Source organism: Salinicoccus sp. Marseille-QA3875 (assembly GCF_054950095.1).
This window is the reverse complement of sequence record NZ_CM143103.1, coordinates 1,749,064-1,770,719: the sequence shown is the minus strand read 5'-3', so window position 1 is coordinate 1,770,719 and position 21,656 is coordinate 1,749,064. Positions and strand designations below refer to the sequence as shown.

Here is a 21,656-nt window from a genome sequence, read left to right as displayed (position 1 = left end):
TATCATCTCCTCACAATAATAATTGTGCCGTCAAACGGATTTACAATCGTGTATGTGCCATTACTGCGCTTGATAGGCTTAATTGCTATTTGCACGCTTATCACGCTCCCAGTCTTCGTATGATTGCCATGGGATGAGTGACGTGCTACCATCCTCATTTCTCGCACGTCTGACCTCTGGTAGCTGTCCGTTGACACGGTACAGTTTCTTACACCGACAATTGATATTCTGCGATGCACTATCCACACCGATTAGATTCCCCGGACTTGGACCAGTGGATAATCCGACTTTAAACATGCCATTCTCATCCTCTGCCTTGCCGTCCATCTTCTGATGACTGAGCCGTGTGCGCCTGTCCAGTGTCGCATCCCAGTAACCTTTTATTCGTGCGCCGAATGACTTTGCATCTGATGCCGCCTTGTCAGCGCTCTGCGTTTGACTGCGGTGCGCCTCCGTCCGTGCAACCATCCGTGACTTATGCATGCCCCATTTCATATCTTTATTGATCTCATGCGCTATCTGATTGTAGCTGTTCCCCGCCATGATACCGTTGGCAATATGCCCCTGAAGCTTTTGAATGATTGTCTTGCGGTGTCTTTCAAATGTGGGTGCCAGCTTAATCAATTCGATTGGTTGCGCCAGAGCCTGTCGTATTTGCTCTGTGGAAGGCACAGTAAAGCTCATTTGTATTTGTGAGGACTGTTCAAACAGGTACATATGTCGCATGTAGTTGTCGAGATATATTTTCGTCTGGCTGAATACGATGAGATTGATTATCTCGCTGTAATCGCCTTGCAAAAGTTCCTCGATGCGTTGAAGCTCTTTCTTAAAGCGGTTGTATTTGTTGAACTCTGTCCATGTGATATGGGGATCATCTGATTGATACTTATCAAGCATGGCAGCAAACGACTGTTTAATATGCTTTAATCGCTTCGCCAGTATCTTCTCAGCTTCGTGCTCGGCTTCGGCAATGAGTTTGTCGATGTGCTTATCTATATCAGATTGATTCTGGACCATCTATACCAACTCCAGTCACGATACCCTCCGCATCCATTAACTCTTTCTCTTCTTCTGCGTCATCCACAAGTGTCGAGTGTGAGTAACGTGTCTTATCGGACACCTGACCATTCAATGTGGACAATACCTGTGCTTCTTCCAGCTTATTCACTGGTATATTGCGTTTCCATCCGAACGTTACGTTCAGATAGTCCATATCGCCGCCTGTCAGCACGTTCTTACGTTTCCAGATGCTATACAGCACTTTGAACTGGTAGCGCAGCATAGCCGTCATCTTACGCTCAAACGTGATACATTTATTCTCCAGTGCCATCAGCTTCAGATGCATGCCGATTACTGGCACATTGCCGTTAAACTCATCACTGTTGAAGTTGACCGACTTCGCAAACCGCATGATATTTTTCTCCAGTCTGTCCAGATGGTTTTCAATCATCGTATCGTTTACATCTTTGGTCAGATAACTGACATCCTGTTTCTCGTCGTACAGTTCAAATGCCCCGGACTTCTGGACATCCTGTATGTCTTCTTCATCAAGCCCCAAGCCTTTTAATACCAGATATGCCAACCGTGTCTGGCTGATTTCAGATGATGCATCGGATAGTGTACGATCATATCCATCTATGAGGTGGATGACACGCTCGGCGTCGCCGATCAATTCCTCGTTGTTCGGTACACCGAATAGCGGATTGTAATCAGATAGATGCTCGTACTGTCCTTCAAATCGCATTGCGTCCACATCGCCGCGGAATACGTGATAATAAGCGCCGTCATAAAACTCTGCATACCATGTCGTTTTCCCGGTGCTCGTATCTTCTTCATCGTAATAGTGCATCGAATAATCCGGCTCACTCATATCATCGCCGACAAGGACTGTATTATATGGCTTCAAGTTGATGATTCTCGGATTGCCCTCTTTATCGACATACACCAATCGGGAGGAGTACCCACATATTGCAGCCATTTTCCCAAGTTCGGAGTCTTTATCTGCTACGTTATTCATCAGATTAAATCTTTTGATAAGCTTATACTCTGCCTCATCTTCATCTTTGTATACAATCGGCACACCGTGAAGGTAACCGACCCTTGTATCTACAATCTCGACATCAAACGCATTGTTCAGCTTGTTGTTTACGAAGTGATCCACACGTCTCACGTTTCCGCCGGTTTCAAAGTCCTCATACTCTTTGAGTGGGTCGTGCTTGAATACAGGGACGGCATCAATGTTCGACTTATACCGTTCGTACATATGCTTCATGCGCTGTCTGTCATTCTTGTGCATCTCGATTAAGGTTTCTATATGTTTCGGCTTCACGCCCTGTTTGCGGATGTCCTGGATGAGTTCTCTTTCGTTCATCGGTTAAGCACCTCTTTTCACTTTCTTGAATTTATCTTTTTTCCTGATGTGTTCCATGCTGTAACGGAGCGCATCTAAAAAGTGGTTATATTCATCTATCGGTTTATTCATTGTTTCGTCGTTTTTATCTTTCGCCCATACATAGTTGGACAGCTCGTTAATGGCGTTCGTACACTTCGGATGCACAAATATCGTGTACTGTTGAATGTACTGAATGCCATGCTTGATGCTGTCCGGACCTTTCGCCGCTTTGACAACTTTCTTTATCCCGTGTCGCCTTAAATCTGCAATGGACTTCGGCTCTGCGGAATCCGCCACAATATATTCTTTGGCGTATCCTTTGTTTACAATGCGTTCAGCGATCTCGTCATTGAGTAGCGCTTTTTCATATAATTCATCAAAAATGTATATTTCACGGTTTACAGGGTCTACCAGAGAGCAAGAGAGGGCGGTTTCATCGACTGAGTACCCAAAGTCCAGACCGAATGCCGATTCAACTTTAGGGCGTTTCGCTATCTCCTGTGGGTCGAACAACCGTTCATGCCAGTTTTCATATATGCCACCCTCAGCAATGCCCCATTCTCCCAGACCTTCGATTTTATACCGTCTTGGGGACTTTACTTTCATCTCCTCGAATATCTCGATATCCTGCGCATCCAGAAACTCATTGCACAAGTAGTTAGTCGTCTTGGTGAAAACGTTCGGGCTGTCCGACTTGAAGAAACGTTTGTTCAGCCAATGTTTTTCCGACCACGGGTTGAAAGTGAGTGTAATCTGTTTGAATACATCTCCTGTATAGCCACGGATGGACATATCAATTTTGTCGAAATCATCTTCTTTTCTGACTTGGAATGCTTCTTCAAACCATGCCCAGCATAAGTAACCATTTTCAACTGTGGCGGATGTAACACTCATAGGGTCATCCAAGCCACGGAATAGTATTTTTTGTCCTGTAGAGCGTCTGACGACCTCTAGAGGGGATACTCTCCAATCGAACTCATCGTATATATGAAGTTGCCTCGCCGCCCATTTGAGTTGCGCGTATGTGCTGTCCTTATGATCTTTAAACACTTGTCTGAGGACAAGCAGATTCGCCTCAGGATACTTAATCAGTCTATACATAAAATTAAGGGCGGCTGTAGTAGATTTCTTGCTACCACGACCACCCTTGATTACTCTGTATCTATTCTTGTTATTCCAGAAGTCCCTGTATCCTTCTCCTACAATTTCAGATATTTTAATATCATTTGTAGTCGTCATATATATTCACACCACCGGAATGTTCAACTTGTTGCTCAGTCTTATCGCGCCACTCGTCTTTCTTCCTGTTCTTCAGCCAGAATATTTGGGCGGTGATGTTAGGCTTAGAGTACTTTTTAACTTCCACAACTTCACCCAGGTTCGTTACTGCTTCTTCTTCATAATCAAAGCCGAGTGCATTCTTCAGTAAAGCATTTTCGACTTGTCTGTCAACTACTTCCTTACCTGCTTTTAAGGCCTGTAAAATCGGTAAGTATTTCTTTTTCCAGTTATATAAAGTTTTCACGCTACAACCTATGTTATGCGCAATCTGCTCATCGGTTAAGCCATCTCTCGCCCAACCTTCAATCAATATGAGCCCCTCATCTGTTAACCAATCCTTCGCATTAACTCTAGCCACTTCATCACCACCTTTCTGTAATTTATTCATTCAAAACCGCCATCTACATCACCCGACTGAGTTTCATTAATTGCTTCGTGGTAGATAACGGTTTTCAATAAACAAAAAACCGCACCCAGGCCAGTAGGTACGGTTCGTTCTAATTAGGAGGACACATTCATGCCTAGAATCTGTCGAAAGGATGCAGCGGGCTTTAGCCTCGCCTATCCTCCCTTCCATTGTACAATCTCAGTTTATAAATCACCTAACCTTTCCAACATGTCCAGTTTGTCCAGTTATTTAAGTAACTCACATACTTCATCCATTACTTGATGTACCCGTGATTTAGACATATCCGTTTCTTTTGCGATTTCTCGATACGTCTTACCACTCAGTCTCAAATTGAATACTAATGCCATTCTTTCATCGACGATTCTATCCCATCGATTTTGAATGTACCTTGCCTTATACTCCAGTCTCGACAATTCTTTGTCCATTTTAAGTAGTCGCTGCACCTCATTGTGGACGGGATCAGTGTTGCCGCCTTGCGGTTTCGGCAGCGTAGACTCGATGCCATACTGCCCGATGTTGCCACCACCTACTGATGTGTCATATCTTTTTCTTAACTCTTTAATCCTTGAGATGTAATACGGATAATTATTGATTAAATCCATTATCTTTTCAGTTGTATAACTTTCGTTAGTCGCATAACTCATCATTCATCTACACCTCATTGATTTTGATTAACACGTGGTCGTCGTGTCCATATTCTTTATTTAAACTCAGGTTGATAATTTGAGAATCATCTTTGTAAATGGTTTCATTAAGCGCATCCAGTACGGATTTTGCCAAGTTATCCAAGTCCGGTTTCTTCACATACCTTAATTCTCCGCTTTCTACAGCCTTTAATTTACTTTTTGCATAAGACTTCGGCGGTTTGAAAACGAACGTCAGAGCGACGGACAGCGGCTTTTCTGTGAGGGTAATTCGTTCCCGGTTCATGTAACTTTTCGCCGTCAGCTTCACCAACCGTTTATACACTTTGCTTTTGGAAGAGTTGACCGCCCTCGATTGCCCTGACCGGGTCGTATACACTCTCGGACGTGGCTGCGGTACTGGTCTCCCCTCCACCTTAAATTCGATCATAAGAATAACCACAATATGAACCAGACTGTAAGTGCGACAATGCCTAATGCAATGCACCCGACGACAATCTGCGCCATCAAATTTGTAAATTTATTATTATCCATCAACGTCGCCCCCTATCGAACCATTGACTGTATTCATAATCATCGACTTCCAGCGCCTCAATCGGTTCTCTGCCGTCCGACTCTCTGCCTAAATTAATTGCATCAATCATCATTTTCAGACGATACTGCGATTTCATGGATAGATACTTCTTCGCATCCTCTTTAAGAATTACTGTATGTTTAGCCATCAATAGTCACCCTCCTTAACGAATACACCGTCAATCATCTTGCCTTTTCGGTCTTTGATTTCTTCGTAAGCCATCTCGACGCAAGCCTTCACATCTACTCTCTCCTGCATGGCAAGGATAGTCATCACCACATACATGTCACCGAGGCTGTCCTTCAGCATGTTACGATTACCCTTTGCCAACGCCTCGCATAGTTCACCGAACTCTTCTCCGAGCTTCAACGCTTGTTTTGAGCTGTCTGCCGTGTGCAAGTTACGATCTATCGCCCACACCTCTATTTTTCTTGTTAGTTCTGTAATGTTCATTTATTAATCTCCTTCATTTCGTATTTCGAGACCTCTTCATCACGTAATTGTCTGTCGTAAGCGACCGCTCCATATTTTCCATAGTTAAAATCTTTATCTTTAAATCCATCTGGCTGACATCCCGGTGAAATACCACGTAATGTAAGTTCATACCAATGTAACTTCACGGCTTCACTCCCCTCTCCTCATATCCATTTTCGTCAATCCATGCTCGATACTCATCCGCCGTCATGTCATATACCTCACTACTGCGTATGCCAATCGCTTTCATGCCTTTGAGAGACGGGAAGGCGGTGTACATGAACTGGTCGCCATGGTACAGGTGGCAGCGGTGCAATAGACCAGTTGGACGGTCTAATGTGTCGAATATAGTGAGTTGGTTCATTGGTCATCCTCCCTTTTGGGATTTTGATACATCCTTTTGTCCTCGATGTCGAAAAGGTACAGTGACACCAGAGCTGTAATTGTCAGTAACAATGTGTGCCAATCGTGGAAGTTTGTGATTGACCGGCCCAATAGCAAAAGCAGCATAAGAAATGCACCTCCGAAGTATGTCGCCCTCCGCTCTTTTATAGTCGTTTTACGAATCTTCACGTCAGCCCTCCACCTTTTCAAAGTATTTATTCTCCACAAACTGACTAAACGTTTCCCTGTGTATCTCTCCCGACTTGCTCATGCCTTGAATGTAACGGAACTTGACTGTGTTTACATCGATGTGTTCGATGCGTATTGTGCCACCTGTTTGTACATGGAATGTGTCGCCTTGTTTGATTTGCATTACTTATCCCTCCCTGTATGAATGCGCACCGGCTTTGGTTTCTCCTTGCTCACTCGCTTCGGCTGTTCTTCCGGTGTGACGGGTTGTGGTTGTTTGGTCATTCCACCTCCACCTCCACCATGCCATGCTCGGGGATGCCTGTGTCTTTGCTCCAGATGAGGGTATCTTTGCGGAATATAGCTAAAGTGACGTTTTCATAGTCTATTGAATTTTCCTGCAATATCTGGGAAACGCTTGTTGAAGTGACTGCGTTCACTTTGCCATCTGTGTAAGAGTCTACATCGCTTCTACCTTTGTTGTAGTAAACCTCCCACAACTCTTCAAACTCCGTTTCCTCCGTTAGTTCTTTTTCGGTGGATACTGTGAAAGTTGTGTGTCTGGGAACACCCGAAAATTTTGAAGTTTTGTCCCAAACGTAATCTAGCATATGGGTGGATACCCTTACTTCGAAATTGTCACAATCGCTCCTGAAAACCATGAATCCCCTTACTGAAAAATCGTTCTCCCACACATACTGGATCAATTCCGGCAGGTTCATCTTTTTAACTGTCTTGATTTTCATTTATAAGACCTCCAATATTTATAAATCTCAAAGGCAAAGTACAAAGCGATCAATATGATGTTGATGATGATTAGCGTGAGTAATAATGTGAATAGGTTCATTTCACATCACTCCATCCTTTGAAATACGAATGATAAAGCGACTCTACATATCGACTGGCTCTAAACGGTACGGGACCTGCAAACGGCAGCAACTGCTTTTTCCTGACTCGTTTCACCGGTTCTTTGACCGCCGGCACACGTTCAATCGCTTCAAATTTGTATTCATCTGCGAATATCAATTTATATTTCGTATGCTTGTACAGCGATTCCATCTGAATGTCCAACTGCTGTGCCAGTTCGTGACGTGTGCCCTTCATCTGCAACATGTCTGTGGCACGATCCATCATGTAAAAAACGGGATACTTCTTGCCAATCAGCTCGCCATACGTTTCAATGTCCGGTGCATCGATGATTTTTCTTAAATAGTCTTCGGTCAATCCCGATTCCTTAACAACATCCTCCACTGAACCGATGTAACGCTTGTTTGCAATCTTAAATTCATAGGCGTTCAATGCTCTAATATTCATTTATTTTCTCCTTTCATCCTGACTAACTCTTAGTCATAGGCTTAATATCCTCAAATTTTATGCCTAGTTGGTCCATTTTTACTTTTATGGGCTTCGGTATCATAACAGGAAAAGATTTCATCTCGTGCTGATTTAGAGCTTTTATACGAGATACGATTTCTTTGATTTCCGGTGCATCGAATTCCGACGGCAGATTATCTTTCACTTTCTGGCGTCTGCCGACCGGTTGACTGATGGCTGTGGCTAAGTCCATGCCTTTTTCAAGGCGTGTCCATAACGTGTTATATGCGATGCCGTTGTCCTCGGCGGTGTTGAGTTGTTCATGGCTGACAAACTGACCGCATAACGTTTTACCGTTCAGGTTCTCATTCTCTTTCAGTCGGGTCTGTCTGACTTTCGTCACCGGCACGGTGTAGCAGTCTTCATATTTCCACCCTCGTCTTAAACGGCGGCACATGTTCTGTCGGGTCACGCCATTCTGTGCGCCGATGGCATATTCTTCGTCTGTGAATACTTGATGGCTCATTCCGATCTCACCTCCGTCATCGACTGCCTCGTTAATACTTCAGCCAGTTTATATTTCATCGTCTGCTCGTCCTGCATCAGCATGTTGATATAGTGATCGTTGAACAGGTCGAGCGCTTCGATGTCCGTTTTAGTGATGGGAACGTCATTCAGTAATTTGTCAGTGAGAATGGATTCAGGCGATTGCTGAATCCGAATCTCGACTGATTGTAATGTTTGGGTCATTACATCAATCCCTTTCGTCTATAATCTGTACCTTTTATAACAATCGCTTTTGCACGGTTAACCATACGAGACAAGATTCTATTTAGTTCTTTTGTCTGCGTAAATTCTTCACTGGTCATGTTTGTGGTGTACACAGTACATTTATCAATGCGAGCATCGACGAGCCTGAACAATTCTGATATTGCGAACTCATTCATACGATTCGCACCCACATCATCCAGAATTAAAAGATCGGCTTCAGTTGCCCATTTATAAATTGAGTGATGGTTCGATTTATCTCGAAACTCTTTCTTGAGTGCTTCGATGTAGTTTGGCAGTGAAATAAATAACACTTTATAATTTTGCTTTGATACTTCATTTCGAATGGCAGCAGCAAGATGTGTCTTGCCAGTTCCAAACGTGCCTTGAATAAAAAGATTCTGTTTCTCTTTAAGATGCGAACTGAAATTCAATGCATAGTGTTTAGTGAATTTGAGTGCTTCAGATTGCATCTTCTTTTGTTCTTCATCATCGCTATTGACAATATAATTATCGAATGATTTTTCCAGGTACTCATTTTGAATGACAGAAAACCGATCATAATCTCGTGCGTTCAGTTCACGTTGTCTTTCTTGCGCTTTACGATTTGCCTCACACATGCAACCGGCTAAATTTACTTTTTCAGAGCCATCTTCAAATGTGATGGTTACTCTTTGCAAATCTCGTCCACACCCCTCACACCTTTCTCCAAGATGTTCAACTCTCGTATCTTTCATTTTGTGCTCTGCCATAAACTCTGCGATTTTATCCATAGTGAGCCTCCTTAAAACCCTAGATCTTTATATTGATTTCGAGTTTCTTCGTCGTTTGGTGTGCCAAATGAACGGTTGCCCGATTTAAATTTTTGCACCTTCTCTTTTTGCTCTTCTGCTTCCACTTTTTCAACCGTCGTCAGCCCTCTTTGCTTCCAGTTATTCAAAATGCCATTTACATATTGCATCGTCGTTTTATTATTATTCGATGCAATCTCTAAAGATTTAATAACGACACCTGGTTCAAATGTTTTTAGCCAGTCTTGAATCTGCTCTGCTTTGTAAGGGTTCATTGCACCGAAACCCAATTCGGAATACTTATCGAAGACGACACCGACACCTTCTTTGTCTGTCTCTGTGTCTATCTCTTTCTCTAGTTCTGTCTCTTTCTCTATCTCTGTGTTACCTAAGTGTTTCTGACTGGTTACATCGTTGTTACTTTGTAACGCTTTCTTATTTCGGTGTTTCCGTACTCTTCTTGCAGATTCAGTCTCAGAACCGATCATTGAGGCGATATTAACCATGTCTAGCTCGCTGTCGCTGTCAAATTCAATCAATCCTTTTTGTTGTAAGTAATTGAATGTGATTTGTGTATTTTCAATTTCCTCATCAATATCGAGTGCAATCTCCTCAACGAAGTTATCAGCAATACCATCGAAATATATTTTGCCGTCATTTTTCAAACTGAGCAGAAGCATTTTTAAATAAATGATTGTGTAAGTGTCTCCGCCTGCAATCTTTCGCAACATCTTTATTTCTTTCTGGCTGAAGAAGTCCTCCTTCAATTTCAGCCAGAAATATCTTTTATTCTCTGTCATAGAACCTCTCCTTAAAATGGTAAATCATCATCATCGACATTCACCTGGGTATCACCTTGGAACGGATTCTCCTCTACCGGCTTACTTTGAGTTTGTGCAGCTCGCCCTCTGGATTCACCGCCGGGCGTTGGACCATAGCGTTGACTGCTATTGCTAGATGGTGTACCGCTAGATTGATTATTGTTGCTCCCTTTCGGTTCCAGGAACTGCACTGAATCAGCGACAACTTCTGTCACGTACACTCGCTGACCTTCCTTATTTTCATAATTTCTTGTCTGAATGCGACCATCTATACCGCATAGAGATCCTTTACTGAGGTACTGATTGACGTTTTCTGCAGTTTTACGGAATGTTACGATATTGATGAAATCGGCTTGCTGCTCACCGTCTTTATTAGAGAACGGTCTATTAACTGCTAAGTTGAAGTTTGTGACTGCGACGTTGGATTGACTGACGCGCATTTCTGGATCACGCGTCAATCTCCCAACCAATACGACTCTATTGATCATCAGCCGCACCTTCTTCTGGATACTCACCAACTAATTCAGGCATATCCACATAACTTTCATCATCTGGTGTAATATCTTTAATGTTCTTGCCTGTGCCTTCGTCATTCTCAACTGCCTGCTGCATTTCAACAGATACCGGCAGATACTTCCACATGTAACGAATGACTGTTTTCTTCGCCATTTCTTCATAGTCCGTTGACCACGGTGAATACTTACTATTTCCAGCCTTGCTTCTTGCTCTGCGTTTTTCAATTTCTGATTTCGGCATATACTCGAACTGATAACCGCCGTCTTTGAAGTGCGCGACGGCATAAGCGCCTTTGAACTGTCCTCTATTCTCTTCTGCCGGCTTGTGCTTCAAGTCTGCATGTAAGCCAAGTTCATAATTGAACTCGTCATTTTCATACACTGCATGAGCGTAAATTGACTGGATGTGACCTGAACGCCTAGCAAGGTCAATCATCCCCCTGTAACCGATAATGAACGTGACTTCCGTCGTACCTTTTTTATTGTTTCTGAATGGCAGGAAGTAGCAGTGTCCCATCGGCCCCGGTTCAAGTCCGAGCTGTGCCGATTGCATGACTGCACCAAGCAGGCTTGAAACATCCGCCTCTTTGAGTTGCGGGGTCGTTCTGATGACTGTGGTCGCCATTCTCGTCATACGTTCAATACTCATGTGTTTTGGCAGCGCCTGTGCCATTGCTGGTGCCATCTGATCGATATAGTCATTGATGGTCATTGGTTTTTTACCAGTGCTGACCTCGTTTTTCTGCTTTGTTGCCACATGATTTTTTAAACTGTCGTTTGTCGCCATAATTATTGTTCCTCCTTGATTTCTTTAATGCGTAATACTCTAGATTCCGTTTCCTTGTAGTAATCTTCCAGTGTGTCCCTGCCATATTTCTCTTCCAGTGATTTCTTATCCAGTGATCGACGAGTCTGAGGCTTCCATGTCACTTGATAGTTTTTGCTGGTGCCTTTGACGTTATGTTTCAGTGTGTCTTTCAGTTGATTCTCATACTTCTTTTGCATTTCAGTCGTTTCTTTGACAGATACCTTGCAGGATTGGATTGCTTTGATTAAGGTGTCAGCATCCTCATTCAGCTCTATTTCTTCATCATCGATATCTGAATACATGTGATTGATAAAGTTCGTCATTGCCTCACTGCCGTCGATTTCGGGCAGCACACCGGCCTGTACATGGTTATGCCAAAAGTCATATTCTGCATCGATGATAATTTGAATCAGTTCTTCATCCCGGTCGATTTCTTTCCAGATGAACTCATTACCACCGAGCAAGACAGCAACATAAGCCTTCTCATAGCCTGTGACAGCCATGTAATGCTGAACCTGACACAGGTACTGCGCCGGAATTTCATCATCCACCCAAAGATCTTTGTTGTATTGTGAGGTGGTCTTACATTCGAGCAGCGCTTTTTCACCGACGACCACCCTATCCAGGTTGGCCAGCATGAAATCATGTTCCGGATGCCTTAGCATGCGGTTGTCTCGTCTCACTTTTTTTCCTGTTCGTCTTGCAAATTCATCTGCCACAATATCCTCTAGGACATTGCCCCAATAAATATATTCGTTATTGATTTCTTGCCTCAGCTCTGGGTCCGTCTTTTCCAGAAACAGCTGCGCTTTCGACTTCCATTTATTCACTCCAAGGATTGTGCCAGCGTCTGATCCACCGATTCCAGTGTTTCTTTCCTGGAGCCATTCTTCATGTGTCATATTTTTAATATTGAGTGCACTTACCATGAAAACCCTCCTATGATATAATTTAGTTGGTATATTTCTTATTCGCCTCTGATTGCCGTCAGAGGCCTTTTCTTTTGAAAATGTGCGGCACATCATCGAACAACAGATCTGTATGGTCGCCCATCTTGATTTTCTTGATGTCGGAAACCTGCTTCCTTAGTCGTGCATTTTCTTCTTCGAGCGATTCGATTCGAGTTCTCAACTTCAACGCTTCATATTCTGATTCGTACAACGCTCTGGCAATCGTGAACCTACTCATGCGCCCTCACCTCGATCACTTCTTCAAATTCCAGACCGTCGATAGAATCAATTTCCGAATCAGCTTTCAAAACGGCTCTAGCCGCTTGCCTTTCGACTGATTCGTAACTGTTTACATCCACATCAACAGCTGCAGTAATCGTAATAATCGCCTGCTTTTTCGACTGCTCACGGTTGATAATTCGTTTGATTTTTTCCTGAATCATTGTGATTCCTCCTTTTCAACGCCTAATACCATTGTTGTGACGCCTGCCAGAAAGCCGATTATTCCGACAATCACGATTTCGGTTGTCTGCCCCATTCCGATTAACGCAACGCCCATGATGATTAAAAATAGAGTGATCCATGCCCACATTTACACCACTTCCTTTTCAAGCATCAGCAGTGTCTCCGGGAATAGTTCATCCACCTTCATGTTGTAGTGCCTCGCTAAGATGAACGCCTCATGCAGTTTGAATGGTGTATTGCCATTTTCCTTCTCCCAGTAGTTCGATTTGCTTACGCCAATCAATTCACCGGATGCAGTGAGTGAATCGCCAGCTTCATTCCTTGCGATGTACAGCTGATAAAACTTCTTCATTTAGATTCTCCTTTCCATTTTCAAACGGGCATCCCGATTCTTTTTCAGGTGCTGCGGATTGATGAAGTCGTAATCTTCGACGATTCGACTGATGAAGTGATTGCCCTCGAATAAGATGTCTTGTAGTTCTGAAATCTGTGTCACGATCAGTTCTTTTTCGTCCGGCGTCAGGAACTCAGGCCGTTTGTCTAAACAGTGGTCTGAAGTCACTTCTATAAATTCCTGTATCTCTCTTTTCAATCGGTGCTTGATACTCATACGATGGTCGTCATACACTCGATTACTGGCAGATGGTGGTGTATGTCCTGCAGTCACCTCATGCGCCATATCGTTCAGCAGGTGGCTGTCTGTGGCGTTGTTGAAACCTGCGCTGTACATCGTCTGTGTCATGTCTCTGCGGTTATGTTCTATATGAGATATATATGATTTATCGGTATGCAGCATGTCTGCTACGGCTTGCTGTGTGAGTCCAGTACGTTTTCTGAATTTCTCAATTGTTGTTAGCATTTGTTGTCCTCCTGTCATGATTTATCTATTGTTTGTTGTCTCAATTAAGTTCTATACTGTAGTTAGAACAAAGTTAGTCGCATAACTGATTGTTCATGCTGAGTCAGTCGAAGACTGATTTAATAGCAGATGTCAGTGAGTTGGTCGCTCACTGGCATCACTTCTTCTTTAATAGAGTGATACTCTTTCCTCTATGAGCTTCATCCTCTAGTTCTTTCATAGTTGTTTCGTCAATCAAGACGTTTTGAGCATGAGTGAGGATATATTCCAAAAATCCTTCTCTATCTGTTAGAACTCCAATTTTTGCACCCTTATATACTTCGGGAATGGTGTACACTTTTTCTTTGTTGAGTCGCGCTTGTTCCATCAGGTCGATTAACTCTTTCAGTCGGTTGTAAGTGTGCGGATGCATTACACGTTGCCTCCCAAAAACTTATTAATGAAGTACTGCTGCCCTTTGCCGGTGATCTTCGTCGTTCTAGTCGTCCGAATGGAGCCGTCAGGGTTGTTGTGAACACGCTTCTTGATGTCCATGATTTCTAAGTCCATGCTGCGTTGTGTTGGCAAGTTGTAAGACTCGCCCTTGCGTTTAATAAGGTAGCCATTCTCTCTCAACCAATCGAAGAGTTGATTTTGTCCGATCTTGTAACCGTTTTGAGCAATTAGCTTCGCGAGTTCTCCGACGAGGATTGATGATTCACTGGCATCTACAGCTTCTGCGAAAAGCACTTTTGGTTTATCTTTGGCAATTTGCATTTCAGCGGCAGCATGCTTCTCCTTCACTTCTTTATAGTTCTGTAATAATTCGATCATCGTATCTGGATTATTCAGCATTGTTTCAACAGTTTGTGGAGTTGCGTACATGCCATGCTTTCGGATATCCTTCAGGATTTCTTTAATCCTCTTTTTAAATGTTTTCGCAATTGGTTTGCGAGATTGCATCAATACTTCGTACATGCCGTCTTCAGTAAGAAATAGGGCGCTATAACTGTTAGTTAGTGTGCTTACTCTGTGGATTTGTTTTTCGTTTTCTTCTAGGTCTGCATCTGAAACCATTTTTGAGACATTACTGTGATCTATCCAATTCGCTATATCTTTCGCCATAAATAGTGGCTCTTCTTGAGTGCCGTAAATCCTTAGCTCCTGATCCAATACATTTCTTTGTTCGAGTACTTGCAGTCGATTCATTGTTCCTCTCCTTTATTACCTTTGCGGTAACTTATCATTTAAAAAAATATCGTCGAGTTCCAACCCCAATATTTTCGAAATGCCAGCAACATCACTGGTGTTGAATTTTCTAGTACCTTCTTCTTTACGGTAGTAAGCAACATAACTCTTATACCCCAACGCTTTAGACATTTCATAAACGCTTATGCCTTTCGCTTCACGAGCCTCTTTAATACGTTTGATGTCAATTTTTTCTCCTGCCATAGTTCTGCACCTCACTTTCCTTTTCGGTAACTCTATTATTACATTACCATAAAGGTAAGTCAAGCATAAATATTACCTAAACGGAAATTAATTTAGCGTTGCCATTATGGTAACATGAAGTTAAGGGAGTGGTGTCATGAGTGACATAGCTAAAAGGATTAAACATTACAGGACTATCAACGGTTACACTCAAAAAGAGTTCGCTGAGAAAATAGGAGTTTCTAATGTTGTTCTATCAAGATATGAAAGTGGAGTTAGAACTCCAGATAACGATACTCAAATAAAAATTGCGGATATCTTCGACATTTCACTCGATGAACTTAATGGAAGGGAACGTCACGATTCATCAGACGACTTCGACGCTTTCATGTTTGAGGATAAAGAAGCGTTTGATGCCCTGCCAGAAGATGTGAAACAGGAATTGATAAAAGAGATTAACGATAAGATAGAGTTCCTTGCGTATAAACAAAAGAATAAAGATAAGTAATTGGGGCTATGCCCTATTATTTATAGATTGCAATTACATATATTAGAATTAGAGGGGGATTTTGAATGTCAGAAGAAGAACGTAAGCAACAGAAGAAACGTGGCGGCTGTCTCAAATGGGTATTAATCATTTTCGGTGTACTCATTCTATTAGGCGCTTGTGGTGCACTATTAAGTGGTGGGGATGACGCCACTAATACAACTCCAGAAGAATCTACAGAAGAATCTACAGAAGAAGCTACAGAAGAAGCTACAGAAGAAACGAATGATAGTTCATCAAGTGACACAGCAGATACCGAAGAAGTGATTGAAGAAGAAACAGAGACTGCTGAAAGCAGCTTATCTATTGGAGATTCAGCAACAATTGATGATATTACTTTCACATTAGACGATGCTTACTACACAGATGAAAGAAATCAGTTTGCAGAAATTCAGCCAGATAATGTTCTAATGTTAGATGTAACAATTCAGAATGACACTGATCAGGACTACCCTGTAGGTATGGATATTCAATTGTATGTAGATGGTAGCAAAGCCGAAACATATCCAGTAGCGACTTTAATGGATGGCGTATCTGCTGGACGTTCAATTTCAGGACAACAATCATTCGCTATTATGGGTGAACCTTCTGAAATTGAATTAGAGTTCTCACCTTTCATGAACTTTAGTGGCGAAAAAGCCATTTATAGTGTAGATATTCAATAGTAACAACCAGCTGACCACTGGTGACGGTGGTCGGCACTTATAGGATGAACAAGTATGCTGAACTTTATGGAAACATAAAGAAGCCACGGATAAAAAACCGTGGCGGTAACAAAATTGAAGTTTGGTCTTTCACAGGACGCTATTACGCCGTTTACTGAAAATGTTATAGAAGTTCCGAAAAGCATTGAAGAAACAATAAACCGTATGGGAGAGATGCCAGAGATGAAGAATGAGTTCGATGAGCATATCTCTCGTATGGCAGAGTCAATCGTTAACACTGAATGCGGTGATTTAGACCTAGGTAGTAAATGCCCTGCTTATTAGTAATAGTAAGCCGAGTACCGGGTGAATTCAAGGAAAACCTAAGTCGCAAGATATGGCAACCTTGAGCTAAGCTGATGAATGTCATGAAAGTAATCAGAAAGTGCAACGCATAGATTAATGAGCAGACAAGCAATAACTTAATCCACGAGCGCCCGGCATCCTATATAACTTAATAATAGCACACCAGCTGACCACTGGCCTTTTGAGTGGTCAGTATTATTTTAATCATTAAACCGAACACACGTTCTAAATTAGGGGGATTTTATGAGAATTGAAGAAAAGGTCAATCAAATTGTAGATTGCTGCATCATTGATACGATGGATTTGAACATCGAGCACCTGTCGTATGTCTTCGGGGTGCACATCCTGTATAACCATGAAGCAAACTTTTATGTACAGAAAGCCGGCGTGGATATCGTCGGATTGAAATTTGATAAACGCCGTGAAATGTTTCATGCTTTTTGCCATGAGTCTGCGCACATGTTTCTGCATGCAACGAATCAGAACGTCATGCCGAAAGGCTTTAATGTCATGCAGGAGGCGGAGGCGGGAAAATTTGCCCTGCTCCTGATGATGCCGGAGAAATTGATATGTAAGCATGAGTTATTTGATGCGCAGGCGTTGATGCATCATTTTAACGTCACAGAGCCTTTGGCATTGGATCGCTTGGAATTATTGAAGAATCATGCCAGAACGCAGATGCTGTATTTTTAGGAGGGATCACATGGCGATTTACAAAGATGAAAAAAGGCAGACGTGGTATGTGAATACCAGTTACATTGATCAGTACGGTGTGCGGCGATATAAAACCAAACGCAACTTTAAACGACGGAAGGACGCCAAAAAGTGGGAAGAAGATTTTCATGACTTGATTAAAGGCGGGGAAACATTCGATGTGCTGCCCTTCGATACACTAGCTGACCACTATCTGTCATATTACACAGAAAAGAATAAGCCATCGAGTGCCAATTCATTAAAGTCACACATCAAAGTGAATCTGAGACCGTTCTTTAAAGAAATCAATGTACACAAGATGACACCGCAAGATGTACTCGACTTTCAAAAGTATATGATCAATAAAGATTTATCGACCAGTTACATCATCAAGGCGCAGTCACATCTGACCGGCATGTTGTCGCACGGCATTCGGTTCTTCGCTTTAAAATTAAACGCATCGAGCCTGGCTGGTTATATTAAAGATAGTGATAAAGTCATTCATAACGTGTGGACAGTCGAGCAATTTGAACACTTCTACAGCTTGATTGATGACATTGAGCATCAAGCCATGTTTCGATTATTATTTTATAGCGGACTTCGGAAGGGAGAGGCACGAGCGCTGTCATGGAAAGATGTCAACTTTGAGCAGTCATATATTAACGTAGATAAAACAAATTACAAAGGGAAAGTGCATGAACCGAAGTCGAAATCGTCCGTCAGGATTGTCTATATGCCGGCGCATACGATGAATGTATTGAAACAATACCAAACATGGTATCAAGATAATAAACCCTACAAGGCGGCGTATGTGGTTTTTGGCAGCTTTTATAAAGCGGTTGGGGAGACAACGATTGATAGATGGTATGATCGTTATCATAAATTATCCGGTTTGCCGAAGATAAAAATACATGAATTCAGACATTCACATATTACGGATTGTATTTTTCGGGCAAATATGAGTAAAGATCTTGTTATGAAACGGGTCGGCCATTCCAACCTGGACTACATTGAAGAAATCTATGCCAATCCCTATTCTGATACTCAGAAATCCGCTGCAGACTTATTGTAAAATGCGTCAAATCAGGCTTATCAGTGGTCTTTAAGTGGTCATACGGTGGTCACGACAATAAAAAAAGGCTCAACCACTAGGGTTAGAGCCTTGTATATGGAGACGGCGGGAGTTGAACCCGCGTCCAGAGACCTTGATACATTTCTTTCTACGTGTGTAGTTCATTTCTCAGTTTCGCATGGATGATGGTAATGAACGAACCGTCAAGTCCATGCTAGTCTTATTGGTTTCTTCAAAGAGTCTTAAGACGGCAGACTCTTTGAATATCCTGTTAAAATTGAATCATCGTCATGGGCCACAGGAAAGCTCATGGGATGATGCAGAGCGCTCTTAGGCAGCTACTGCGAAATTGTTTTGTTTGCCAGTTATTATAAACTGTGTAGCGTTGATGACGAAGCCGCAACCTCCGACACGCTTAAAATGCCCAAACAGCCCCTGTCGAATCCGGAACGTCCCCGGATTTAAAAGGTCTCGATATTTTCGAGTGAAGTATATTATAACAGGAATCAGGCTGTACTTCAAGCGGTGCCGCCTACCTCATACGGTCTTTCATCGCGCGGTCTGCTTCGAGTTTCATCTGTTTACGTTTCGAATCTTCACGCTTATCATATTTCTTCTTACCTTTGGCCATGCCGAGGAGGACTTTGCACACCCCGTTTTTAATATAGAGCTTAAGGGGGATCAAAGCGTTACCGGTCTCCTGTATATGACCCATCAGCTTGTTGATCTCTTTTCTGTGAAGAAGGAGCTTTCTCGTACGGAGGGGGTCGTGGTTGAAGCGGTTCCCCTCTTCATAAGGTGCGATGTGCATATTGTACACATACATCTCACCTCTGTACGTCTTTGCATAGGCATCCACCAGGTTCGCCGACCCTCGTCTGATGGACTTGATCTCAGTGCCTTTAAGTGCAATGCCCGCTTCAATGGTGTCTTCAATTGTATAATCGTGCCTTGCCTTCCTGTTCTGGGCAAGCGGCTTGGTATGATGTTTTTTCATAATACATTACTTCTTTCTTTTACCTTTTTTGGCAACTGATTTATAAAACGGCTTTTTGCCTTTTTTATTACTTCCGCCCTTTTTATGATCTTCAGGCTTTTTCTTCCTGGCTTTGATTTCCACAGGTCTTGACCGTCTTTCAGATTTTTTACGCTCCGGCATGCCGATCACCTGGAAGTCGATAAGTCGTTCTTCGACATTGACATCCACCACTTTGATCTCAATCGGGTCTCCGATTCTGAAGACATTGCCGGTCCGCTCACCGATAAGCGCCATATGGCGTTCCTGGTACTGATAGTGGTCATCTGTCATATTGGAAATATGAACAAGCCCTTCGATGGTATTCGGCAGTTCCACAAACATACCGAAGTTCATCACACCGGCAATGACTCCTTCATACGTATCACCGATATACTGCTTCATGTACTCCGCTTTCTTCAGATCGTCCGTATCGCGTTCCGCATCGACCGCACGGCGTTCTCTTTCGGATGTGTGTTCGGCTGCATCCGGCAGGAATGCATCAATCTTGCTGATTGTCTTGTCATCCGTCCTGCCTTCAATCAGATATTTGCGGATGAGTCTGTGAACAATCAAGTCCGGATAACGTCTGATCGGTGATGTGAAGTGCGTATAGAATTCGGTGGATAAACCAAAGTGCCCCATACTTTCAGGTGAATATTTCGCCTGCTGCATCGAACGCAGCATCAATGTACTGATGACGAGTTCTTCAGGACGTCCTTCGATTTCCTCCAGAATATCCTGCAGTGCGTGCGGGTGGATTTCATTGCCTTTACCTTTGACCACGATTCCGAATGTGGAAATAAAATCAAAGAACTTACGAAGCTTCTCCTCTTTCGGGTCTTCGTGAATACGGTACAGGAATGGTACATCCATCCAGTGGAAATGTTCCGCCACTGTTTCGTTGGCGAGCAGCATGAACTCTTCAATGAGCTTTTCGCCCTGTCCGCGGTTTCTTAATACGACATCTTCAGGCGTACCGTCTTCACCGACCAGTACTTGCGCCTCTTTGAAATCGAAGTCCATCGCACCGCGCTTCACTCTTTTATTTCTTAAAATCTGGGCAAGGGCTCCCGCATCCATAATCATCGGGGCCACATCGCCGTACTCTGCCATCAGCGCCTGATCCTCATCTTCAAGCATACCGTTCACTGCATCGTATGTCATTCTTCTGTTCGAGTTGATGACACTCTGGAAAATCTCATGATTGACTACATGGCCTTCAGCGTTCACTTCCATGCGGCAGCTCATCGTCAGACGGTCCACTTCAGGGTTCAATGAGCAGATACCATTTGACAGTCTGTGAGGAATCATCGGGATCACACGGTCGACAAGATACACACTCGTCGCACGGTCGTATGCTTCCTTATCCATCGCCGAGTCTTCGGTGATGTAATAGCTCACGTCCGCAATGCTGACCGTCAGCTCATAGTTGCCGTTATCGAGCTTTTTCACAGCAATCGCATCATCAAGGTCCTTCGCGTCTGCACCGTCAATCGTGATTGTGTTTTCATGCCTCAGATCCGTTCTGTCCGCGAGCTCCCCTTTCTGGATCGTATCAGGTACACTTTCTGCCTGATCCAACACTTCCTGGGGGAAATCGATGTTGATGCCGTGATTGAAGATGATGGACAGTATATCCACGCCTGGATCATTTTTGTGCCCTAAAATCTGAGTTACATGACCTTCAGGATTTGCATTTTCATCTTCCGGATATTTTGTGATTTCAACGAGCACTTTATGCCCGTCGATCGCACCTAAATTCTGCCCTTTTGGAATAAAGAGATCCGTCTTGAAAGTTTTCGAATCCGGCAGCACAAAGCCGAAGGACTTGTTATCCACGTACTCCCCGACAACTTTCGTAATGCCGCGTGTCAGGATGCTCGTAATGTTCCCTTCCATGTTGGTGCCGGAACTTTCGTTGAATGTTTCAACAAGCACGGTGTCGCCGTCGAGTGCGCCGTTAATGCCAGTGGGCGGAATAAAGATATCATCAATATCTTCATCTTCCACCCGCAGGAAACCGAAGCCTCTCTTATGCATCGACAGCTTCCCTTTGACGAGATTGGTTTCAGCAACCTTCATGTACTTGTCTTTCTTGGTGCGGAAAATGATGCCTTCTTCCTCAAGAGCAACCATTACTTTGACCACTTCTTTGAAATCCTCTGAATCATGGGCATCAAACGCATTTATAAAATGGTCAATCGTCATCGGTTTATAATCTTCTTTATTTATGATTTCCAAAACCATTTCTCTGTAGTTACTCATGAG

36 protein-coding genes and 1 other RNA gene are annotated in these 21,656 nt (G+C 43.1%); 5 read left to right on the top strand and 32 right to left on the bottom strand.

What is annotated here, in order from left to right:
* Positions 1–78: 78 nt before the first annotated feature.
* From ACY8DT_RS09160 to ACY8DT_RS09020, 29 genes are all read right to left on the bottom strand, one after another.
* Entirely contained in the window at positions 79–1,017 is a 939-nt protein-coding gene (locus ACY8DT_RS09160) for a phage minor head protein (protein ID WP_462420000.1), read from the bottom strand.
* Positions 998–2,371, bottom strand: coding sequence for a phage portal protein (locus ACY8DT_RS09155; RefSeq protein WP_462419999.1), 1,374 nt, complete (start codon positions 2,369–2,371; stop codon positions 998–1,000). The genes ACY8DT_RS09160 and ACY8DT_RS09155 overlap by 20 nt, the downstream gene beginning before the upstream one ends.
* A 3-nt stretch (positions 2,372–2,374) precedes the next feature.
* Entirely contained in the window at positions 2,375–3,631 is a 1,257-nt protein-coding gene (locus ACY8DT_RS09150; RefSeq protein ID WP_462419998.1) for a PBSX family phage terminase large subunit, read from the bottom strand.
* A complete protein-coding gene (locus ACY8DT_RS09145) occupies positions 3,615–4,031 on the bottom strand; it encodes a helix-turn-helix domain-containing protein (RefSeq protein WP_462419997.1) in 417 nt (138 codons plus the stop codon). The genes ACY8DT_RS09150 and ACY8DT_RS09145 overlap by 17 nt, the downstream gene beginning before the upstream one ends.
* Positions 4,032–4,306: 275 nt before the next feature.
* On the bottom strand, positions 4,307–4,726 hold the full coding sequence (locus ACY8DT_RS09140; protein WP_462419996.1) for a hypothetical protein: 420 nt from the start codon (positions 4,724–4,726) through the stop codon (positions 4,307–4,309).
* A gap of 7 nt (positions 4,727–4,733) precedes the next feature.
* Positions 4,734–5,156 (bottom strand): RusA family crossover junction endodeoxyribonuclease, encoded by a 423-nt coding sequence (locus ACY8DT_RS09135; protein WP_462419995.1) that lies wholly within the window; start codon positions 5,154–5,156, stop codon positions 4,734–4,736.
* Positions 5,157–5,259: 103 nt separating this feature from the next.
* A complete protein-coding gene (locus ACY8DT_RS09130) occupies positions 5,260–5,448 on the bottom strand; it encodes a hypothetical protein (protein WP_462419994.1) in 189 nt (62 codons plus the stop codon).
* Positions 5,448–5,753 carry a MazG-like family protein gene (locus tag ACY8DT_RS09125; RefSeq protein ID WP_462419993.1) on the bottom strand — a complete coding sequence of 102 codons (306 nt, stop codon included), beginning with the start codon at positions 5,751–5,753 and terminating at the stop codon, positions 5,448–5,450. Before ACY8DT_RS09125 ends, ACY8DT_RS09130 begins: the two co-directional genes overlap by 1 nt.
* A complete protein-coding gene (locus ACY8DT_RS09120; protein ID WP_462419992.1) occupies positions 5,750–5,920 on the bottom strand; it encodes a defense against restriction DarA-related protein in 171 nt (56 codons plus the stop codon). Before ACY8DT_RS09120 ends, ACY8DT_RS09125 begins: the two co-directional genes overlap by 4 nt.
* The gene (locus tag ACY8DT_RS09115; protein ID WP_462419991.1) at positions 5,917–6,138 is read right to left on the bottom strand and encodes a hypothetical protein; all 222 of its coding nucleotides are present in this window, start codon (positions 6,136–6,138) and stop codon (positions 5,917–5,919) included. The genes ACY8DT_RS09120 and ACY8DT_RS09115 overlap by 4 nt, the downstream gene beginning before the upstream one ends.
* The gene (locus ACY8DT_RS09110; RefSeq protein WP_462419990.1) at positions 6,135–6,347 is read right to left on the bottom strand and encodes a hypothetical protein; all 213 of its coding nucleotides are present in this window, start codon (positions 6,345–6,347) and stop codon (positions 6,135–6,137) included. Before ACY8DT_RS09110 ends, ACY8DT_RS09115 begins: the two co-directional genes overlap by 4 nt.
* Position 6,348: 1 nt before the next feature.
* Positions 6,349–6,531, bottom strand: a complete 183-nt coding sequence (locus ACY8DT_RS09105) for a hypothetical protein (RefSeq protein WP_462419989.1) — start codon at positions 6,529–6,531, stop codon at positions 6,349–6,351.
* 97 nt (positions 6,532–6,628) lie between these two features.
* The gene (locus ACY8DT_RS09100) at positions 6,629–7,093 is read right to left on the bottom strand and encodes a hypothetical protein (RefSeq protein ID WP_462419988.1); all 465 of its coding nucleotides are present in this window, start codon (positions 7,091–7,093) and stop codon (positions 6,629–6,631) included.
* 97 nt (positions 7,094–7,190) lie between these two features.
* Complete coding sequence (locus ACY8DT_RS09095) at positions 7,191–7,661, bottom strand: hypothetical protein (protein WP_462419987.1); 471 nt, start codon at positions 7,659–7,661, stop codon at positions 7,191–7,193.
* 22 nt (positions 7,662–7,683) lie between these two features.
* Positions 7,684–8,187, bottom strand: a complete 504-nt coding sequence (locus tag ACY8DT_RS09090) for a hypothetical protein (RefSeq protein ID WP_462419986.1) — start codon at positions 8,185–8,187, stop codon at positions 7,684–7,686.
* Positions 8,184–8,411 (bottom strand): hypothetical protein, encoded by a 228-nt coding sequence (locus ACY8DT_RS09085; RefSeq protein ID WP_462419985.1) that lies wholly within the window; start codon positions 8,409–8,411, stop codon positions 8,184–8,186. The genes ACY8DT_RS09090 and ACY8DT_RS09085 overlap by 4 nt, the downstream gene beginning before the upstream one ends.
* Complete coding sequence (locus ACY8DT_RS09080) at positions 8,411–9,202, bottom strand: ATP-binding protein (protein ID WP_462419984.1); 792 nt, start codon at positions 9,200–9,202, stop codon at positions 8,411–8,413. The genes ACY8DT_RS09085 and ACY8DT_RS09080 overlap by 1 nt, the downstream gene beginning before the upstream one ends.
* An 11-nt stretch (positions 9,203–9,213) precedes the next feature.
* Entirely contained in the window at positions 9,214–10,020 is an 807-nt protein-coding gene (locus tag ACY8DT_RS09075) for a putative phage replisome organizer (RefSeq protein ID WP_462419983.1), read from the bottom strand.
* 11 nt (positions 10,021–10,031) lie between these two features.
* Entirely contained in the window at positions 10,032–10,529 is a 498-nt protein-coding gene (gene ssb, locus ACY8DT_RS09070; RefSeq protein ID WP_462419982.1) for a single-stranded DNA-binding protein, read from the bottom strand.
* Positions 10,519–11,343 (bottom strand): recombination protein RecT, encoded by an 825-nt coding sequence (recT, locus tag ACY8DT_RS09065; protein ID WP_462419981.1) that lies wholly within the window; start codon positions 11,341–11,343, stop codon positions 10,519–10,521. Before recT ends, ssb begins: the two co-directional genes overlap by 11 nt.
* Positions 11,344–11,345: 2 nt before the next feature.
* Positions 11,346–12,293 (bottom strand): YqaJ viral recombinase family nuclease, encoded by a 948-nt coding sequence (locus ACY8DT_RS09060; RefSeq protein ID WP_462419980.1) that lies wholly within the window; start codon positions 12,291–12,293, stop codon positions 11,346–11,348.
* 58 nt (positions 12,294–12,351) lie between these two features.
* Entirely contained in the window at positions 12,352–12,552 is a 201-nt protein-coding gene (locus ACY8DT_RS09055; protein WP_462419979.1) for a hypothetical protein, read from the bottom strand.
* Complete coding sequence (locus ACY8DT_RS09050) at positions 12,545–12,757, bottom strand: hypothetical protein (RefSeq protein ID WP_462419978.1); 213 nt, start codon at positions 12,755–12,757, stop codon at positions 12,545–12,547. Before ACY8DT_RS09050 ends, ACY8DT_RS09055 begins: the two co-directional genes overlap by 8 nt.
* Positions 12,754–12,906 carry a hypothetical protein gene (locus tag ACY8DT_RS09045; protein WP_462419977.1) on the bottom strand — a complete coding sequence of 51 codons (153 nt, stop codon included), beginning with the start codon at positions 12,904–12,906 and terminating at the stop codon, positions 12,754–12,756. Before ACY8DT_RS09045 ends, ACY8DT_RS09050 begins: the two co-directional genes overlap by 4 nt.
* A complete protein-coding gene (locus ACY8DT_RS09040; RefSeq protein WP_462419976.1) occupies positions 12,907–13,131 on the bottom strand; it encodes a hypothetical protein in 225 nt (74 codons plus the stop codon).
* Positions 13,132–13,638, bottom strand: a complete 507-nt coding sequence (locus tag ACY8DT_RS09035) for a helix-turn-helix domain-containing protein (protein ID WP_462419975.1) — start codon at positions 13,636–13,638, stop codon at positions 13,132–13,134.
* A 157-nt stretch (positions 13,639–13,795) separates the two neighbouring features.
* Positions 13,796–14,050, bottom strand: a complete 255-nt coding sequence (locus tag ACY8DT_RS09030) for a hypothetical protein (protein ID WP_462419974.1) — start codon at positions 14,048–14,050, stop codon at positions 13,796–13,798.
* Positions 14,050–14,826: a phage antirepressor KilAC domain-containing protein gene (locus tag ACY8DT_RS09025; protein WP_462419973.1), complete on the bottom strand. Its 777-nt coding sequence runs from the start codon at positions 14,824–14,826 to the stop codon at positions 14,050–14,052. Before ACY8DT_RS09025 ends, ACY8DT_RS09030 begins: the two co-directional genes overlap by 1 nt.
* A gap of 15 nt (positions 14,827–14,841) precedes the next feature.
* Positions 14,842–15,069 carry a helix-turn-helix domain-containing protein gene (locus tag ACY8DT_RS09020; protein WP_462419972.1) on the bottom strand — a complete coding sequence of 76 codons (228 nt, stop codon included), beginning with the start codon at positions 15,067–15,069 and terminating at the stop codon, positions 14,842–14,844.
* A 136-nt stretch (positions 15,070–15,205) separates the two neighbouring features.
* Here ACY8DT_RS09020 and ACY8DT_RS09015 point away from each other — a divergent pair, with 136 nt between their 5' ends.
* The 5 genes from ACY8DT_RS09015 to ACY8DT_RS08995 all read left to right on the top strand — a co-directional run bounded on the left by ACY8DT_RS09015 (position 15,206) and on the right by ACY8DT_RS08995 (position 18,370).
* On the top strand, positions 15,206–15,556 hold the full coding sequence (locus tag ACY8DT_RS09015) for a helix-turn-helix domain-containing protein (RefSeq protein WP_462419971.1): 351 nt from the start codon (positions 15,206–15,208) through the stop codon (positions 15,554–15,556).
* Positions 15,557–15,621: 65 nt separating this feature from the next.
* Positions 15,622–16,260, top strand: a complete 639-nt coding sequence (locus tag ACY8DT_RS09010; protein WP_462419970.1) for a DUF4352 domain-containing protein — start codon at positions 15,622–15,624, stop codon at positions 16,258–16,260.
* Positions 16,261–16,359: 99 nt separating this feature from the next.
* Positions 16,360–16,584 carry a hypothetical protein gene (locus tag ACY8DT_RS09005; RefSeq protein WP_462419969.1) on the top strand — a complete coding sequence of 75 codons (225 nt, stop codon included), beginning with the start codon at positions 16,360–16,362 and terminating at the stop codon, positions 16,582–16,584.
* Positions 16,585–16,848: 264 nt separating this feature from the next.
* Positions 16,849–17,298 carry an ImmA/IrrE family metallo-endopeptidase gene (locus tag ACY8DT_RS09000; RefSeq protein WP_462419968.1) on the top strand — a complete coding sequence of 150 codons (450 nt, stop codon included), beginning with the start codon at positions 16,849–16,851 and terminating at the stop codon, positions 17,296–17,298.
* Between the two features lie 10 nt (positions 17,299–17,308).
* On the top strand, positions 17,309–18,370 hold the full coding sequence (locus ACY8DT_RS08995; protein WP_462419967.1) for a site-specific integrase: 1,062 nt from the start codon (positions 17,309–17,311) through the stop codon (positions 18,368–18,370).
* Between the two features lie 94 nt (positions 18,371–18,464).
* Here ACY8DT_RS08995 and ssrA read toward each other — a convergent pair.
* The 3 genes from ssrA to rnr all read right to left on the bottom strand — a co-directional run bounded on the left by ssrA (position 18,465) and on the right by rnr (position 21,653).
* Positions 18,465–18,827: a transfer-messenger RNA gene (gene ssrA, locus ACY8DT_RS08990) on the bottom strand.
* 75 nt (positions 18,828–18,902) lie between these two features.
* Positions 18,903–19,367, bottom strand: coding sequence for an SsrA-binding protein SmpB (smpB, locus tag ACY8DT_RS08985; protein ID WP_462419966.1), 465 nt, complete (start codon positions 19,365–19,367; stop codon positions 18,903–18,905).
* Between the two features lie 6 nt (positions 19,368–19,373).
* The gene (rnr, locus tag ACY8DT_RS08980; protein WP_462419965.1) at positions 19,374–21,653 is read right to left on the bottom strand and encodes a ribonuclease R; all 2,280 of its coding nucleotides are present in this window, start codon (positions 21,651–21,653) and stop codon (positions 19,374–19,376) included.
* Between the last annotated feature and the right edge of the window lie 3 nt (positions 21,654–21,656).

Excerpts from the sequence above, each read along its gene's own strand:
- ACY8DT_RS09160 (WP_462420000.1), bottom strand. The coding sequence starts at position 1,017 with ATGGTCCAGAATCAATCTGATATAGATAAGCACATCGACAAACTCATT.
- ACY8DT_RS09155 (WP_462419999.1), bottom strand. The coding sequence starts at position 2,371 with ATGAACGAAAGAGAACTCATCCAGGACATCCGCAAACAGGGCGTGAAG.
- ACY8DT_RS09150 (WP_462419998.1), bottom strand. The coding sequence starts at position 3,631 with ATGACGACTACAAATGATATTAAAATATCTGAAATTGTAGGAGAAGGA.
- ACY8DT_RS09140 (WP_462419996.1), bottom strand. The coding sequence starts at position 4,726 with ATGAGTTATGCGACTAACGAAAGTTATACAACTGAAAAGATAATGGAT.
- ACY8DT_RS09135 (WP_462419995.1), bottom strand. The coding sequence starts at position 5,156 with ATGATCGAATTTAAGGTGGAGGGGAGACCAGTACCGCAGCCACGTCCG.
- ACY8DT_RS09130 (WP_462419994.1), bottom strand. The coding sequence starts at position 5,448 with ATGGCTAAACATACAGTAATTCTTAAAGAGGATGCGAAGAAGTATCTA.
- ACY8DT_RS09125 (WP_462419993.1), bottom strand. The coding sequence starts at position 5,753 with ATGAACATTACAGAACTAACAAGAAAAATAGAGGTGTGGGCGATAGAT.
- ACY8DT_RS09115 (WP_462419991.1), bottom strand. The coding sequence starts at position 6,138 with ATGAACCAACTCACTATATTCGACACATTAGACCGTCCAACTGGTCTA.
- ACY8DT_RS09105 (WP_462419989.1), bottom strand. The coding sequence starts at position 6,531 with ATGCAAATCAAACAAGGCGACACATTCCATGTACAAACAGGTGGCACA.
- ACY8DT_RS09100 (WP_462419988.1), bottom strand. The coding sequence starts at position 7,093 with ATGAAAATCAAGACAGTTAAAAAGATGAACCTGCCGGAATTGATCCAG.
- ACY8DT_RS09095 (WP_462419987.1), bottom strand. The coding sequence starts at position 7,661 with ATGAATATTAGAGCATTGAACGCCTATGAATTTAAGATTGCAAACAAG.
- ACY8DT_RS09090 (WP_462419986.1), bottom strand. The coding sequence starts at position 8,187 with ATGAGCCATCAAGTATTCACAGACGAAGAATATGCCATCGGCGCACAG.
- ACY8DT_RS09085 (WP_462419985.1), bottom strand. The coding sequence starts at position 8,411 with ATGACCCAAACATTACAATCAGTCGAGATTCGGATTCAGCAATCGCCT.
- ACY8DT_RS09080 (WP_462419984.1), bottom strand. The coding sequence starts at position 9,202 with ATGGATAAAATCGCAGAGTTTATGGCAGAGCACAAAATGAAAGATACG.
- ACY8DT_RS09075 (WP_462419983.1), bottom strand. The coding sequence starts at position 10,020 with ATGACAGAGAATAAAAGATATTTCTGGCTGAAATTGAAGGAGGACTTC.
- ssb (WP_462419982.1), bottom strand. The coding sequence starts at position 10,529 with ATGATCAATAGAGTCGTATTGGTTGGGAGATTGACGCGTGATCCAGAA.
- recT (WP_462419981.1), bottom strand. The coding sequence starts at position 11,343 with ATGGCGACAAACGACAGTTTAAAAAATCATGTGGCAACAAAGCAGAAA.
- ACY8DT_RS09060 (WP_462419980.1), bottom strand. The coding sequence starts at position 12,293 with ATGGTAAGTGCACTCAATATTAAAAATATGACACATGAAGAATGGCTC.
- ACY8DT_RS09055 (WP_462419979.1), bottom strand. The coding sequence starts at position 12,552 with ATGAGTAGGTTCACGATTGCCAGAGCGTTGTACGAATCAGAATATGAA.
- ACY8DT_RS09050 (WP_462419978.1), bottom strand. The coding sequence starts at position 12,757 with ATGATTCAGGAAAAAATCAAACGAATTATCAACCGTGAGCAGTCGAAA.
- ACY8DT_RS09045 (WP_462419977.1), bottom strand. The coding sequence starts at position 12,906 with ATGTGGGCATGGATCACTCTATTTTTAATCATCATGGGCGTTGCGTTA.
- ACY8DT_RS09040 (WP_462419976.1), bottom strand. The coding sequence starts at position 13,131 with ATGAAGAAGTTTTATCAGCTGTACATCGCAAGGAATGAAGCTGGCGAT.
- ACY8DT_RS09035 (WP_462419975.1), bottom strand. The coding sequence starts at position 13,638 with ATGCTAACAACAATTGAGAAATTCAGAAAACGTACTGGACTCACACAG.
- ACY8DT_RS09030 (WP_462419974.1), bottom strand. The coding sequence starts at position 14,050 with ATGCATCCGCACACTTACAACCGACTGAAAGAGTTAATCGACCTGATG.
- ACY8DT_RS09025 (WP_462419973.1), bottom strand. The coding sequence starts at position 14,826 with ATGAATCGACTGCAAGTACTCGAACAAAGAAATGTATTGGATCAGGAG.
- ACY8DT_RS09020 (WP_462419972.1), bottom strand. The coding sequence starts at position 15,069 with ATGGCAGGAGAAAAAATTGACATCAAACGTATTAAAGAGGCTCGTGAA.
- ACY8DT_RS09015 (WP_462419971.1), top strand. The coding sequence starts at position 15,206 with ATGAGTGACATAGCTAAAAGGATTAAACATTACAGGACTATCAACGGT.
- ACY8DT_RS09010 (WP_462419970.1), top strand. The coding sequence starts at position 15,622 with ATGTCAGAAGAAGAACGTAAGCAACAGAAGAAACGTGGCGGCTGTCTC.
- ACY8DT_RS09000 (WP_462419968.1), top strand. The coding sequence starts at position 16,849 with ATGAGAATTGAAGAAAAGGTCAATCAAATTGTAGATTGCTGCATCATT.
- ACY8DT_RS08995 (WP_462419967.1), top strand. The coding sequence starts at position 17,309 with ATGGCGATTTACAAAGATGAAAAAAGGCAGACGTGGTATGTGAATACC.
- smpB (WP_462419966.1), bottom strand. The coding sequence starts at position 19,367 with ATGAAAAAACATCATACCAAGCCGCTTGCCCAGAACAGGAAGGCAAGG.
- rnr (WP_462419965.1), bottom strand. The coding sequence starts at position 21,653 with ATGAGTAACTACAGAGAAATGGTTTTGGAAATCATAAATAAAGAAGAT.